General features: G+C 40.5%; 10 protein-coding genes. 4 read left to right on the top strand and 6 right to left on the bottom strand.

What is annotated here, in order from left to right; translation table 11 throughout:
• Nucleotides 1-285: 285 nt before the first annotated feature.
• Nucleotides 286-717 carry a universal stress protein gene (locus QMA08_RS08860; RefSeq protein WP_008165663.1) on the top strand — a complete coding sequence of 144 codons (432 nt, stop codon included), beginning with the start codon at nt 286-288 and terminating at the stop codon, nt 715-717.
• Nucleotides 718-1,057: 340 nt separating this feature from the next.
• Here QMA08_RS08860 and QMA08_RS08855 read toward each other — a convergent pair whose 3' ends face one another.
• Together QMA08_RS08855 and QMA08_RS08850 are read right to left on the bottom strand one after the other, a co-directional pair.
• The gene (locus QMA08_RS08855; protein WP_290174226.1) at nt 1,058-2,641 is read right to left on the bottom strand and encodes a sulfotransferase; all 1,584 of its coding nucleotides are present in this window, start codon (nt 2,639-2,641) and stop codon (nt 1,058-1,060) included.
• An 87-nt stretch (nt 2,642-2,728) separates the two neighbouring features.
• Nucleotides 2,729-5,146 carry a TonB-dependent receptor gene (locus QMA08_RS08850; RefSeq protein WP_282114360.1) on the bottom strand — a complete coding sequence of 806 codons (2,418 nt, stop codon included), beginning with the start codon at nt 5,144-5,146 and terminating at the stop codon, nt 2,729-2,731.
• 478 nt (nt 5,147-5,624) lie between these two features.
• Between QMA08_RS08850 and QMA08_RS08845 the strand changes: the two genes are divergently transcribed.
• Together QMA08_RS08845 and QMA08_RS08840 are read left to right on the top strand one after the other, a co-directional pair.
• Nucleotides 5,625-6,719, top strand: coding sequence for an NADH:flavin oxidoreductase/NADH oxidase (locus QMA08_RS08845; protein WP_138490336.1), 1,095 nt, complete (start codon nt 5,625-5,627; stop codon nt 6,717-6,719).
• Between the two features lie 75 nt (nt 6,720-6,794).
• Nucleotides 6,795-7,991 carry an MFS transporter gene (locus QMA08_RS08840; RefSeq protein ID WP_290174225.1) on the top strand — a complete coding sequence of 399 codons (1,197 nt, stop codon included), beginning with the start codon at nt 6,795-6,797 and terminating at the stop codon, nt 7,989-7,991.
• Nucleotides 7,992-8,073: 82 nt separating this feature from the next.
• Here the strand turns inward: QMA08_RS08840 and QMA08_RS08835 are convergent, their stop codons facing one another.
• The 4 genes from QMA08_RS08835 to QMA08_RS08820 all read right to left on the bottom strand — a co-directional run bounded on the left by QMA08_RS08835 (nt 8,074) and on the right by QMA08_RS08820 (nt 12,643).
• Complete coding sequence (locus tag QMA08_RS08835) at nt 8,074-8,937, bottom strand: DMT family transporter (RefSeq protein WP_290174224.1); 864 nt, start codon at nt 8,935-8,937, stop codon at nt 8,074-8,076.
• A gap of 232 nt (nt 8,938-9,169) precedes the next feature.
• Nucleotides 9,170-9,913, bottom strand: coding sequence for a FadR/GntR family transcriptional regulator (locus tag QMA08_RS08830; RefSeq protein ID WP_002960591.1), 744 nt, complete (start codon nt 9,911-9,913; stop codon nt 9,170-9,172).
• 689 nt (nt 9,914-10,602) lie between these two features.
• Nucleotides 10,603-11,592 (bottom strand): Gfo/Idh/MocA family oxidoreductase, encoded by a 990-nt coding sequence (locus QMA08_RS08825; protein ID WP_290174223.1) that lies wholly within the window; start codon nt 11,590-11,592, stop codon nt 10,603-10,605.
• Nucleotides 11,593-11,632: 40 nt separating this feature from the next.
• Nucleotides 11,633-12,643 (bottom strand): AraC family transcriptional regulator, encoded by a 1,011-nt coding sequence (locus tag QMA08_RS08820; protein WP_290174222.1) that lies wholly within the window; start codon nt 12,641-12,643, stop codon nt 11,633-11,635.
• A 102-nt stretch (nt 12,644-12,745) separates the two neighbouring features.
• Here QMA08_RS08820 and QMA08_RS08815 point away from each other — a divergent pair, with 102 nt between their 5' ends.
• Entirely contained in the window at nt 12,746-14,350 is a 1,605-nt protein-coding gene (locus QMA08_RS08815; RefSeq protein WP_290174221.1) for a GMC family oxidoreductase N-terminal domain-containing protein, read from the top strand.
• Nucleotides 14,351-14,366 lie beyond the last annotated feature (16 nt).

Raw genomic sequence — 14,366 nt, 5'->3', positions numbered from 1 at the left:
TGTGAGCGAAAAACTGACTGTCAGCCCCAATTATTCCAAATATTGATTACCTTATAAAAGAAACAACAACCAGATTAATAAACCCCGCAATCACAGCCTAATCAATAAGCATAAATTGATGAGATATTGTTACTTTTAGTGCCTTATTGTTATTTATTGATCGTAATCAATAGATAACCCTTTAATACTCACTACACTTAACTTGCTGAGATGGGGCCGAGTCTATTCTTATGGAGTTGGTAATATCATTGAAAAATATGATTTTAGATTGTGAAGGAGAATAATATGCGAACAGGTAATATTTTATGGCCTACGGATTTTTCTGATACTGCATCACATGCTTTGCAATATGCCATTGAAATGGCGAATTTATATCAAGTAGGCATTCGTATTTTACACATTGTTGATCAGCCTTCAGATAATGAGAATTATATGATCCTTGCGATAACTCCCCAAGAGTTAGCTAAAAATATGGAAGACGCTGCGGCGAGTAAAATGCACGAGTTATTAGGTCAGTTGAATACTGATTTAAAGATTGAAACGGTTATTCGACATGGTGATGCCATTAATGAGATTTTAGATGAGACTAATAGCGGTGATATAGGCATGGTGGTAATTGCCAGTCATGGAAGAACCGGACTTTCTCATTTTTTGAATGTTAACGTTGCGGAAACGATCGCCAATAAAGCTGATTGCCCAGTGTTAATAGTCAAATAAAATTGGCGCGTATCTCTTGTCCCGCTGCGGTTTTAGACGGGACAAAGTGGCCAGCAGGTTGGGTAAAAATGTGAGTTGTGTAAACGTCAATACACGGTTTAATTGCCCGAAAGTGAACGTTTCATACTGGGGCAGTACCTGTATGTATAACCTGGTCTTTTCCTAATGAATTGACTGAATAATGAAGGTCCGCTTATGGCCACTCTCCAACCACTCGACAACATAAAATGTTGAAAATAATTGGCAAGGTATTTTACTGTGTCGGATGACGCTTCGCTTATCCGACCTACACTTACACAAAACCGCTTATTTGGATTTTCCCACCGGTAAAATAAAACGTTTATTCAATACTAATACCTTGTTTTAAAAGGTACTCAACTGCTTTATCAGTATGGGGCTTAAATGCCTTCCAACGGCCTATTGCTTTATTATTAAGTGGTTGGCGTACTTGCACTTTGCTAGCCGTAGAGACCGGTGCGGTGTTTAAGTGAAAATCTATACACTGGGGTTGCCAATCTAAGTTACAAAAGCTGACTAACTCTTTAATTTGTTGCTCGGGCTGTGCGACTAATTCTTCGTATTTTACTAATTTTATATTGCTGTGCAGGGCGCTGAAGTGCTGCATTAGTTTGTAAAAACGGCTGTAAAATTTTGCAGTGTCGAGTAAATCGAGCGAGTAAGCATAGTAGGGGTTATTAATGGTAAATAATTGGCGATAGTTGCCAATACAGGTATCCATTGGATCGCGCAGCATACAAATAATTTTAGCGTTTGGCAGTGCTTTGGTTATTAAATCGATATAAAAAAAGTTAAACGGGAGCTTATCAATAAAGTGTTTATGGCTGCCTGTTATTACGCGTGTTGCGTTTAAATAGGTTGACCCAAGCTGATTAAAATCAAGCTCGTAGGCTTTACTGAGCGTTTGAGTGTCGAGCACGTGAGGTGTTTGTGTTTGGCTTAGCTTTTTAACACTTAGGCCAAAGTCTTGTAATTCACCGGCTGATTGCACGTCGCTGTGGCTCGATAAAATACGCTCAACTAATGTGGTGCCAGAGCGGGGCATACCTAATACAAAAATAGGTTCGGCCGTTGGGTTACCTTGTGTTAGCGCTTGTTTGTGCTGTTCACTTAAGCGTTTAATATGTTCAAATAACTCAGTTGAGCTTTTATGATCAAACGGCTGCACAGCACGTTTTGCTACTTTACCTTGCTCTAACGCGTTAAAAGCGTCTGAAAATTCACCAATATCTTGATACTCTTTTGCTAAAGCATGGCCAATATGCAGTTTTGCATCGGGGTGTGTTACTTGCTCAAATACGTTTTTTAAGCGCTCAATATGGTTGTTTTGCTTACTTACTTTAGTTAAATCACTTAATGCAAAATGACTTTGATGATGCAGCGGGTTAAGCGCTATGGCATTTTCAAAAGCGTGTTGGGCTTTATCAAATAGCCCTAAAAACTTAGCGCTTACGCCGTAGTTATAATAAAACGGTGGTTGAGCTTTGTTAGTCGCTGTAGCCAGTGTAATAGCGCGCTCAAAGTAGTTAAGTGCTTGCTCGTGAATGCCTGCTTGAGTAAGTGCAACGCCGAGTGTGTCGGCATCAAGGGCTTTAGTTATTTGTTTTAATGGCACCGATAGTGCGGTGTTTTTTGCTTTTTGTAATTCGCCAGTTAGTGCGTAACATTTAGCAAGTTGCGCGGTGTATTCAATACTTTGGCCAAGGGTAAGAGCTTTTTCGATGAGCTTTATTGCTTTGTGTATTTGCCCAACAGTTAAATTAACCATTGCCAGCAAAAAATACCCATCAGCAAAGTCTGGTTTGAGTGTCACTAACTCCACTAGGGCTTTGTGTGCTTGCTCTATTTTACCTTGGTTTAGGGAGTGTATTGCGCTTTGATGAAGTTGCTTTAAATTTGGCTGCATGGTTTTGGTAATTATTATTTTGTAAAAGAAAATAAAAAGGCTCAAATAAATTTGAGCCTTACAACATTGTTTAAAAATTACTATAAATTATATTTCAAATTTGTAGTTAAATTTAACACCTACCGTAAGCGGGCGATTAATGTAATGGCCGTAGTTACGTTGTATGTCGGCGCCATTAGCTGATGTTATATCGGCATCTGAGCGACGAACGGATGTAACCGCGTATTTGTTGAATAGGTTATCAACATATAGCGTAGTTGACCATGCATCAGCCGTTAATTTAGCTGATATATTACTTAAGCTGTAACCTGGTAGTGTTTCACCGTTATCACGAAGGCCAACTCTAGAAAGTACATCGCTTTGCGCGGTTAAACCGTAGTTAATATCAAGCGTTTTATCGTTAAACACGTCTGTTTGATAGTTTACACCCATCGAAAATTGGTTTTCAGGTGAACCAGGTAAACGGTCGCCGTCTTCTGCGCCACCGGTACCATCGGCATTAAACAAAAATGGTGCGTCTGATGTTAGTTCTGCTTTTGTGTAAGCGTACGTAGCGTAAACTGAAAACGAGTCAGATAAAATTGCACGAGTCGAAATTTCTACCCCTTTTGCATTAGCGCTGCCTGCGTTTGAAAGGTACGTTAACTGACCTATATCTGTAGCGCCAGTGATTTGCGCATCATCCCAATCTACGTTAAATAACGCGGCGTTAAAGTGTAGTTGGCTTCTAAACCATGTACTTTTAAAGCCTAGCTCGTAGTTTGTTGTGGTGTCGGCTTCATATAATAATTCGTCAGGTTTACCACAACCTGTTTGTTGATCCTCAACAATTGGATCAGGACAAGACACTAAACCGTTTGAGCCGCCAATTCTAAAGCCTTCACTTACTGTTACGTAACCCATTACTGAGTCAGTGAACTGGTATTTAGCATTAAATTTAAATAAGTTACCGTTATCGCCTGCTTCGTCTTTTTCGTATGCAACGGTGGTTACATCAGGATCTACTCCACCATACAATGTATTTGCTAGCGGGAAGTCAAAAGCCGCTTGCGACTCTATATCGTATTTGTAAAAACGGGCACCAATGGTCACATCTAATTTGTCGGTAACTTGGTAGCCAACTTCACCAAATAGTGCAGATTCAGTGACGGTACTTTTTGTAAGCTCTAAGTACTCTAATGAGTCAGGTCTTAGCTGCTCGCCACCAAAGTTATCGATAGCGAATTGGTCAAACCCAGGCGTAAACTCTCGGCTTGACGCTTCGGTTTCTGTTTTGTTGTAAAAGCCACCCACAATCCAGTTAAAGTCGCTGTCGCCTTGCGACACTAAGCGAATTTCTTGAGTGAAGGTATCTTCTTCGTCTATTTCACGGGTAAACGTTGAAAACGAAGGAAATTCTTCATAGCCGTAATCAAGACGAATAAGTAAGTCTGTTTGGTCGCGTTGGCCGTCGGCATCAAAGCTCGAAATACCGGTTGCCGATACGAGCTCTGCAAAACCTAGGTCGGCTTTTAGTTCAAGGCTTAGTAATTGATCTTTTTTCTCGCGAGGCTCTTCAAAGCGATAAGCCGATTCGTATTTACCTATTACATCGCTTAAGCCGTTGTTTGCATTAAGGCTGTTGTAATGAACAATCGAGCGGCCTTCGCTGTCTTGGTTTTGGTAAAAGTAGTTAAGCGTACCTTCAAACGATTCATTTGGTTTAAAGCGTACAGAAATACGACCAGTAGTGGTGGTTTCGCCGTTGGCGTCTTTCACATTTTTAAGGTTGTTATTAACTGCTGAGCTGTCGCTCCAATCTGGATCTGGCAACGATACGCCAGGCTCGCGTACTACGTAACCGTAATCGATAAAACCAGGGTCTTCATATACGTTTAAGCTGGCGCGTACTGCAAGCTTGTCTTCAATTAGTGGCAGGTTAAATATAAAGCCGCCTTCGCCACCTAAAGAGTCACTTTCTTTTGTTTGAAATAGGTCGCCGTATACTTCAAGCGATGTAAAATCAAGCTCAGGCTGTTTAAGCATGTAACGAATTGCACCGCCCAATGTGCCTGCTCCATAAAGCGTGCCTTGTGGCCCAATTAATACTTCAACACGCTCAATATCTACTAGGCGCATATCTACCGAAACTGGAATTTCGTTAATGTAAGTAGATACCGTGCCACCATCTGACGATGGACCAGAAGAGTTTGTATTTAAACCACGAACAATAATAGGCGAGCCTGAGCGGCCACCTTGATCGGTAATTGTTAAACCAGGTACCCAGCGTGCTACATCCGCAAGCTCATTGATATTTTGATCTTTCATAATATCTGCATCAAGGGCTGTAATATTTAGCGGTGCATTTTGCACAGAGCCGCTGCGCCTTGTTGCTGTAACTTCGATTACTTCGAGTGATTTGTTTTTAGCTGCAACTTCTTCTTGAGCAAGTGCGGCATTAGGCAATAAAAATACGCTAGAAACAGCGCTCGAAATAGCCAAGGTTAACAAGCTTGGTTTAAACATAAAAAGTGATCCCCAGTTCAAATGTTTTACATTAGTAAATTAAGTTAAGCAGTTTATCAGGGAGTGAAGTAGCTTGGAATATTTAAATTGAATTTTAATTCACTTTTATAGAATAAATATGGTTGGTGTGTAGGGTTTTTATTTGGTTAATAGGCAATTTAAGCAATAACTTAGCGTAATTAGGTACATTTAGATTAAAAACTAAACCCTTCAACAATGGTAAATAGTCATTCATATTTTTAAGATGGTGTTATGACGTGCTCGTTAAACAAATTATTACATTAAAATTAATATTTCATAATGTCATTACTTATACTTTTATTAGCACTATTAAAGTGTATTTTGATCCCCATTAAGAATGTTAAGTCGCCATTATTAGTGACAGTTTAAGTTATTGAGTGAGCGTGTTTGATTGCCGCTTCGTATTCTCTTTTTTATTTTGTCCGCACTTTTTTGTGCGTGTTTTTAAGGATTAACAATGAGCCAACTATTTTCGCCTTTATCACTTGGGCAAGTAACGTTAGATAACCGTATTATTATTGCACCCATGTGCCAGTATTCAGCCAATAATGGCGCTGCTAGCGATTGGCATACTATTCATTTAGGCCAATTGAGTTTAAGTGGTGCAGGGTTACTTATTTTAGAAGCAACAGCAGTAAACCCAGAAGGGCGTATTAGTTACGGCGATTTAGGGCTTTGGAATAACGAAACCCAACAAGCACTAGGCAAAAGCCTAAAAGCAGTAAGGCAATACAGCCCTATGCCTATTGGTATTCAGTTAGCGCATGCTGGGCGCAAAGCATCAACTGAAAAACCATGGGACGGTGGTGATGCCATTGCACCTGATGATGTAAATGGCTGGCAAACGCTCGCACCTTCGGCAATTGCGTACGACGCTAACAGCCCGGTGCCAAAAGCAATGAGCCAATCTGACATAGATTCACTAATTAAAGATTTTGTAAGTGCAGCTAAACGCGCTGATGAACTCGGCCTTGATTTAATCGAGCTACATGGTGCGCACGGTTACCTGTTACATCAATTTTTGTCGCCACTTTCAAACAAGCGCGATGACAACTACGGTGGCAGCCTAGAAAACAGAATGCGCTTATTACTTGATGTGTTTAAAGCGGTAAGAGCGGTATTCCCCAGTAATAAAGCAGTGGGTGTGCGTATTTCGGCAACCGATTGGGTTGAAGGTGGCTGGGATTTAGAGCAATCGATAGTGCTTAGTAAAGCGCTTGATGAACTAGGTTGTGATTTTATTCATGTAAGTACGGCGGGCCTAAGCCCAGAGCAACAAATACCAGTTAAACCTAATTTCCAGGTACCGTTTGCAACAGCCATAAAAGAAGCGGTTAAAATGCCTGTTATAGCGGTGGGTTTAATTACACAGGCGCAACAAGCCGAAGATATTATTAGTGAGCAGCAAGCCGATGGCGTAGCACTAGCGCGTGGCATTTTATATAACCCGCACTGGCCGTGGCATGCAGCTGCAGAGCTTGGCGCTACAGTAACTGCACCTAAACAGTATTTACGCTCAAGCCCACATGGGCAGCCATCACCAATAAAATAAAGTTTAGTTTTTTTGTAGAAACCCAACCCGCGTTTGCGGGTTGGGTTTTATTATTTTTATAAAGTAGAGACACACATGACCCAAACAGGCGTTTCAGCGCAACCTCTTAGCAATACACTCGTTACTATTATTGCTTTGTGTTGCGGTCTTATTGTTGCCAATATTTATTACGCTCAACCTATTATTGAGTTACTTGCCCCAGAAGTTGGATTAAGTTCACGCAGTGCTAGCCTTATCGTATCGCTTACACAAATAGGCTACGCTTTGGGGTTGTTTTTTTTAGTACCACTAGCTGATTTAGTTGAAAATAAAAAGCTTATGTTGGTCACTCTTGGTGTGTCGTTTTTGAGTTTAGTGGGTACGGCACTTGCTGATTCACCTAATGTAATGCTTATTTTGTGTTTGATGATAGGTATAAGTTCGGTTTCTGTTCAGGTGCTTATTCCACTTGCTGCGCATTTATCGTCTGACGAAAAACGCGGACAAGTTCTTGGTAATATTATGGCGGGTTTGTTGTTAGGTATTTTGCTAGCAAGACCTATATCGAGCTTAATAGCCGATCACTTTGGTTGGCGTGCTGTATTTTACTTTGCAGCAGGGTGTATGGTGTTTATTGCAGGCGTAATTTATTTTGCTATTCCAAGCAGGCAACCGACCCATAAAACAACGTATTTTAAGTTATTAAAATCGCTTAAACAGTTAATGATTAGCCAACCAGTGCTGCGCCAACGTTCACTTTTTCAAGCGTTAATGTTTGCATCGTTCAGTTTATTTTGGACGAGCGTACCGGTTGTGCTTGCCCGTGAGTATGGTTTATCCCAATCAGAAATAGCATTATTTGCACTAGTGGGCGCAGCAGGTGCTGTAGCAGCCCCCATTGTTGGGCGTTTGGCTGATAAAGGTTATACGCATCAGTTATCGTTACTGGCCAAACTTATTGCAGCATTGTGCTTTTTACCTAGCTTATTTGAGTTACCTTACGGCATTATAGTATTGGCATTAACCGGTGTGTTTATTGATTTTTCTGTGCAGGCCAATATGGTATTGGGTCAACGTGCAGTGTATGCACTAGAGCCACAAAGCCGTGCGCGTTTAAACGCTATTTACATGACGAGTATATTTGTAGGTGGCGCAGTAGGCTCGCTTATTGCCAGCCCACTATATGAAGCGGGCGGATGGACAGGTATTGCACTGGTGGCTACCGGCATGCCGCTTATTTCGTTGATTGGTTATTTGGTTACAACTAAAAAGCAAAGTAAGGCTGTGAGTTAAAAAATTACCAGATACAACACAATAAAGTCACCATGTTGCGTGGTGACTTTATTTAACTTGTTTAGGTTAGTTTGGTAGTTAATTAAGTAGCCTGTTTTTTTGCGTTTGAAAACGAGCTACCAACAGATGCAATAATTACAAGCAAAATAGCGAGCCACTGCCATAAAGTAAGCAATTCACCCAGTATAATAAACCCTGCGAGCGAGGCAATTGCAGGCTCTAAGCTCATCATTACGCTAAACCCTTGTGAAGGCATGTTACGCAGTGCAACCATTTCAAGTGTATAAGGCAGTGCACTTGATAAAATAGCAATACCAATCCCTAATGGGATAATTTCCCATGTAAACGCGGCGCTTTGCATAATGCCGCCGTAAGGCACTAGCACTATAGCGGCAACAGTCATGCCCAATGCGACAGTGGCTCCACCAGAGCTTTGTGTGCCCGTTTTTTTACCAAATAATATATAACCTGCCCAACATGCACCGGCACCAAGCGCAAGCGATACACCCAATGGATCAAGGCTGTCTTGGCCGCTCATATCTGGAAGCAAAAGCAAAATACCAGCAATAGCACAGGCAACCCAAAACAAGTCACGTTTGCGGCGTGATGAAAATAAGGCAACAGCAAGCGGGCCTGTAAATTCAAGCGCTACACCTATGCCTAGTGGAATGCGTTCAATGGCGTAATAAAACAAAATATTCATGCCGCCTAAACTTAAACCATACACAATTATAGGAATACGATTACCAGAAGTGGGTAAGTGTTTCCAAGGTTTAAACACTAAGCAAAGTATAAATGCAGAAAAACCAAGCCTAAGGGCAGTTGTACCTTCAGGGCCAACAATAGGAAAAAGCTGTTTTGCAAACGACGCGCCCGTTTGAATGGTCATCATGGCAAGCAATACACACACGATAGCCAGTAAATAACTTTTTGAAGATGCTTGCATTTTAATCCTTGAGTTGAGTAACTCTATCAATTAGTTATGTAATGCAGGGAGTATAAAAGCTAAACCCGCCCGATATTAATGGCGGCATAGTATCTTTTTTTAAATTTATAGGTAAGTGTTTGCGACCAAAAATAACGCAATTAAAAGTATATTAAATAGGGCAGATAAATAAAGTAAGAGGTAAAGTTAGCAAACAGGTGTTTGCTAACTTTAATAAGTTGGTTAAAAGACCTTAGTGGGCACTTTTATTAACTAAGCCATCAAGCGAGTAGAGGCCTCGTTTTTCATCATTTTTGCGTTTAATTTCTTCAAGTGCGCGCGATTCTACGGCATCAAATAAAGCATTAATTAAGCGGTTAAAATGTTTGTGCATTGCACTGCGCGCTGCATTTGCATCATGCGACTTTAGGGCTGTATAAATAGCGGTGTGTTCATCCATAACGCACTCGTTATTGTTTTTACACACACTGCCATAGTCAGCAACAATTTGTGGATTTGTTAAACGTAAATCCCACAAGTTAGACACTGCAAATTCAAGTGCTTTATTACGCGTTGCTCTAGCTATAATTTCGTGGAACTCACGATCGGCTTGCTCAACATACAGGCCTTTTTCCATAGCAATTAATGTTTTATTTAGTTGCTCTAGTTCTTCTTCTGTAATGCTTTGAGCAGCTAAAGCGGCAATTTCGCCTTCAATTAATGCGCGAGCTTGAGTGAGTTCAAATGCACTGATTTCTTTTGATTTTATAGATGCATTTTTTTGTTCTACTACGTAAACACCAGAGCCGGTTTTAACTTCAACTCGGCCACGTACTTCTAATGCGATAATAGCTTCTCTAATGGTAGGGCGACTTACATCAAACATTTCTGCAAGTTCACGTTCAGGTGGTAAACGACTCCCAGCAGAAAATTCGCCTTGATTTATTAAAGACTCAATTTTATCAACTATGCGCCAAAATAAGCGACGATTACCCATACTTTACCTTCATTACCTTAAGGAATAATGGCCTCTGGGGCCTATAAGTCAAAACCAACTGTTAATATCAGAGGTTACCTTAAAATTCACTATTATGTCAAAATTCTAACGCGATGTTAGGGTTAAAAACCACTATACACCAATGGTTGCATTCTTGTATTACCAATTTAGTTTAAAATAATGCAATTGGCCAGCTTGATTGGTAATGTTTTTATGTGTTAGGTTAGATTTAAGGTTATTGAGTAACAAATATTGGTAATAAACCGAGTTGGGTTGTCAGTGTTAAGTTTGTTGTAGAAGTATTTGATTGCCCATGGATGGGGATCGCTATTTTAAAGTGTTTTGTAAGATGTGTCGTTGTACGAGAGCTATTTAAGCTTTCTTCTGGGCGTTAACTGTCGTTGGTTAACGCCCATATTTTATTTAATTAGTCGTTAGGGCGTGTTGACCTTTGTGGATTGAAATTTGTTCAATCTAGGGACGATTTAATCGCGGCGCGAGGTTTGTAACCTAGTGGGCTAAGTAAAAACCGAGCAACAAAGAGTTAATCGTCCCTAGAAAGAACCCAAGGGCAGCGCATGTTTGGCATTTATGCTGCGTTATCGCCTATTTATGGGGAATAACCACACTACATAGGCTCTGCCTTGCCTAAAAACCAAACATACAGCTGCAAAATCAATCACGAAAGGTCAACACGCCCTAGGGTACACAACCCCAAGCTGTTTGCGCGCTTCATCAAGAACGCTCATTACGTTACTGGCTAAAATGTGCGTATTAATTGGTGACTCAAGGATATTTTGCTTTACTAATGACATAAAATGCTCAACTTCGTATTTCATAAAGTGCCCATCAAACGGCTGGGATATAACCTCTACATCACCATTATTAGCAATAAACTCCACCTTTTTAAGTTGCGATACCGCTTCTATACGTATGCGCCCAAGCTCGCCTTGTATTTCGGTTATGTTGTCGCCTTGCGATATTTTGGAGTAACTAATAACGGCTTGTTTATCAGCGTAGTTTAGTAATACATCGCCCGCACCATCTACACCAGTATCAAGCAATACGCCACTGGCACTCACGCTTTTTGGTGCCCCCCAAAGTGCAATTAATAAATACAGTGGGTAAATCCCTAAATCAACTAAAGCGCCGTTAGCAAACTCGGGTAAAAATGTGTTTGGGCGTTCGCCATTTTTATACTTATCGTAACGCGATGAGTATTGACTGTACTGGCCAATATATTTACGTGGTGTGCCAATTTTTACCATTGCTTGTTGCAGCTGTTCATAGTTAGGCAAGTGAGTGGTCATCATGGCTTCCATGTAAAGGCGCTGATGCTTTTTTGCTGCAGCTATAATGCTTGCAAGCTCTTTAGAGTTGGCTGCTGATGGTTTTTCGCCAAGGACATGTTTACCCGCTTCTAGACACATAATGGCATATTGTTTGTGTAAGCTGTTAGGGGCGGCTATGTAGACAGCATCGACATGTTTATCTTGGCAAACTTGCTCGATTGAGGTGAAAATTTTTGCTTGTGCATTTTGTGGGTGTTTGGCTAAAAACGCTTCGCCGCTAGATACTGCGCGCGAGCACACCCCATATAAATTAAAATCGTTTAACGTATTTGCAGCGGCTAACAATGTGTCGCTAATAAAATTGGTGCCAACAATAACAAAGTTCATGCTCACTCCTTAGCTTAAATAAAAATAATAATAAGAGTGTTTAGTTTAACATTTTTTTAGTTCTATATGCTCGAGGGGAGCACCCAAACCAGCGTTTAACATTAACACTTAGTGTTGCTTGTTCCTGATACCCTAAAAGCTCAGATATGGTTGATATTGTAAATTGGTTTTGCGCTAAATAGTGTGCAGCTAAAGCGCGGCGAGTGGCATCTTTAAGTTTTACAAAACTCGTATTATGTTTGATAAGTTCTCGATGCAGAGTACGCGGGTGCATACCCAGCGCAGCTGACATAGTTTGGTTACTACATTGATAAATAGGAAGCATAGGCCTAATTAGCGCACTAACTTGGTTGGGCAACGGTTGTGTGTGTTCTTTGTTTTTTGCCAAGAAGTTTAGCGCTGCTTGTACTTTATTTAGTTTAGGGTGATCAAGCTCAAGGGTTAAATCACTTTTTGAGATTACAATGCCAGCGCTGTTGCGATGCTCTATAACGTTACAACCAAAGTAAGTGTTATAGGCACGAGTATTAGTACTTAATTTTTTTGGCAAAAATATATTAATTGGTTTGCAGCGGTTATTACTCAGCTTTTTAATAACAGCCAATGCTAAACCAATGGTTAGCTCAATGACTTGGTTTATGTGCGGTAATGGTTTTAAATTAATTTCGAATGATAAAAACAAGCTTTTATCATTCTCTAAAGGATGCGAGTTTAAGCTAAGTGCAGGGCTGTGTAAGTAAAGGTATTTAATAACCCAATTAAGTGCATCACCTAAATTAGTACTACTTTTGGCAGCTATTGCAATATGTCCTAAAATATCAAAATTTTGTCTACTTGCGAGCTTAAGGCCAAAACTAGAGCAATTGAACTTACAAGCACAGTATTCTAAAAGCTCAGCGTAATCTCGATAAGGTAAATATTGGTTGTCGAGATTTTTAAAGTCAACGTTACTAATATTACAGCTTTGCATTATTTCATGCGGATCGCCGCCAAATTCGCTAATTAGCGTGTCTATACCTTGTAATGACGTGGCTCTGATTAGGCTGCTCATGGTTAACCCCAAATAAGTGATGTCTAAAAATATCAAGTTTTATTGGGTTTTTCTATGCACTATTACTGTTAAGGCCGTTTAAAACTTTTATTAAGGTACACCATGAACAATACAACATTTGATTACATTGTGATTGGCGCAGGCAGTGGCGGCTGCGTTATGGCATCGCGCTTGTCTGAGGATAAAAATGTCAGTGTGTGTTTAATTGAAGCTGGCGGCAGCGATAAAAATGCATTTGTGCAAATGCCAGCTGGCATAGCAGCGAGTGTGCCTTATGGCATAAATAGCTGGCATTACAATACGGTGCCACAAAAAGCGCTTAATAACCGCTGTGGTTTTGTGCCGCGTGGCAAAGTATTGGGTGGGTCAAGCTCTACCAATGCAATGGTTTACATAAGAGGTAATAAGTACGATTACGACCAATGGGCAGCTAATGGCAATACGGGATGGGATTTTGATAGCTTACTCCCGTACTTTATTAAAGCTGAGAACAATAAAGCGTTTATAAATAATGAGCTGCACGGTACAAAAGGCCCGCTACATGTACAAGAGCTAAGTAACCCAAGCAATGTAAACCAATACTTTTTAAATGCCTGTGCTGAGCAGGGCGTTAATTTAAGCGGTGATATAAATGGTAAAGAGCAAAGCGGTGCGCGTTTATCGCAGGTAACTCAGCACAATGGCGAGCGTTGTAGTGCAGCAAAAGCATATTTAACACCGTATTTAAACCGCCCGAATTTAACGGTATTAACTCATAGCCACGTTAATAAAATAAATATAACCAATAAGATAGCGCAAGGCGTGCAAATAGAGCGTAATAAAGAGGTTATTAATTTACGTGCTAAAAAAGAGGTAATACTTAGTGCTGGCGCTATTAATTCGCCGCAGGTATTAATGCTTTCGGGTATTGGCCCAAAAGAGCAGTTAAGTGCACATAACATTAAGGTTCAGCACGTACTTGAAGGTGTTGGCGCTAATTTACAGGATCACTTAACGGTAGTGCCACTTTATAAATCAAAAACAAATAAAGGCACATTTGGTATAAGCCCGCTTGGCATTGCCAGTATTTTTAAAGGGTGCGTTAATTGGTTTAGTAAACGAGAAGGGCGATTAACCAGTAACTTTGCAGAGTCGCATGCGTTTATTAAATTATTTGAAGACTCGCCAGCGCCCGATGTGCAACTAGAATTTGTTATTGGGCTGGTGGACGATCATAGTCGTAAATTACACACTGGGCATGGTTACAGTATACACAGCAGTATTATGCGCCCCAAAAGCCGAGGTACTATTACATTAGCCGATAATAACCCGCGTAGTGCTCCACTTATTGACCCTAATTACTTAAGCCACCCAGATGATTTAACTGTAATGCTTGCAGGCCTTAAAAAAACACTCGCTATTATGCAAAGCAACGCTTTTGATAACATACGCGGTAAAATGCTCCACCCGCTTGATATAAATAATGATGAGCAGCTAATTGAGTTTATACGCCAAACTGCAGATACCGAATATCACCCAGTAGGGACATGTAAAATGGGGCAAGACTCAATGGCAGTGGTAGATACTAATTTGCGAGTACACGGGGTGAGTAACTTACGCGTAGTTGATGCGTCGATTATGCCTACTATTATTACCGGCAACACAAATGCGCCGGTAATTGCTATTGCTGAAAAAGCGGCTGATTTAATTAAACACGCAAAGGAATAATTAAATAAACTGTAGT

The sequence above is a fragment of the Pseudoalteromonas sp. APC 3355 genome (genome assembly GCF_030407615.1).
GTDB classification, from domain to species: domain Bacteria; phylum Pseudomonadota; class Gammaproteobacteria; order Enterobacterales; family Alteromonadaceae; genus Pseudoalteromonas; species Pseudoalteromonas distincta.
This window is presented reverse-complemented; position numbering and strand designations above follow the sequence as displayed.